The 1,042-nt window shown below is 31.2% G+C and carries 1 protein-coding gene; it reads right to left on the minus strand.

Annotated elements, in window-relative coordinates; genetic code table 11:
• Positions 1-1,042: hypothetical protein (locus G324_RS08015; protein WP_035357006.1), on the minus strand; the 1,042-nt coding region annotated here is incomplete at both ends.

Consider the following 1,042-nt stretch of genomic DNA (forward strand, 5'->3'; position numbering starts at 1 on the left):
TACATATATATCAAATGTACCTGACATCACTGTAGTTATAACTTTTAGTGTGAAGAATTCATCTTGTGGAACTGCTATTTCTGAGTTTATCCAGGCTGTACCATTTTGATATCTTAACGTTCCATCTTGTACAGCAACACCTAATACGTTACTTGTACCTGAATAAAGTAGGATCAGGTTTAAGAATGATGTACCAGTTAATTTGACTCTTGTTTCAGCTGCATAAGTTCCAACTAATGCTTGATCAAATGTTCCTCCAAAATGTGCTTTTGCAGATGTTGCATATGTTTGCAGAACTAATTGACCATCTTCTATATTTGCAGTGGCATCACCTGTCAAGGTAAGTGTTGTTGGTAATGTATCGAAATTATCTATATAAATGTAGCTTTCTGGTTCTGTTTTTGTAACTGTGATGGTTACAATTTTAGTATCTGTTGAATTTTCGTTTGAATAACTTAAGGTAACAATATATATTCCAATTTGACTAAATGATAATTGATTGCCTTCAAGTGTATATCCAGTTAGTTGATCAACATCAATTGATAATGTTGAAATTGGATTTGTAACATTGGTTGAGTAGTTAAGTTCATAAGTGTTTGTTGAACTTGATAAATCAATTGATGCTTCATTTTCATTAAGTGTGATTACAGGATTTGTATCACCTAATTGAACGTCTACTTCAAATGTTTTTGTTTGTATTCCAAATGCATTTTGAGCATGTAAAGTAAATGTATATAATCCTGGATTGGTAAATGTTAGGATATGATCTAATGCTGTCCATCCTGTTTCAATATCAGCAGTAAAATGATATGTTGTTTCTAATCCTTTTCCAAATTCAAAATCTAATTCTAATGTATTATTAAGTGTTAATACAACTGTATGTTGTAGTTGTTCAAAGTATATTTCTGGTGATAATTGATATACCTTAAAGTAATCTACATGCATTGTTTGATTGATTCTTGAATCTATACCTTGGGATGCATATCTTGTTACAGTTGCTTCAGCAGCACCTTTAGTTCTTAGTGAATAGTTACCATAGTTA

Origin of the sequence: Acholeplasma granularum ATCC 19168 (genome assembly GCF_000526235.1) — a bacterium.
Lineage (GTDB): Bacteria > Bacillota_I > Bacilli_A > Acholeplasmatales > Acholeplasmataceae > Acholeplasma > Acholeplasma granularum.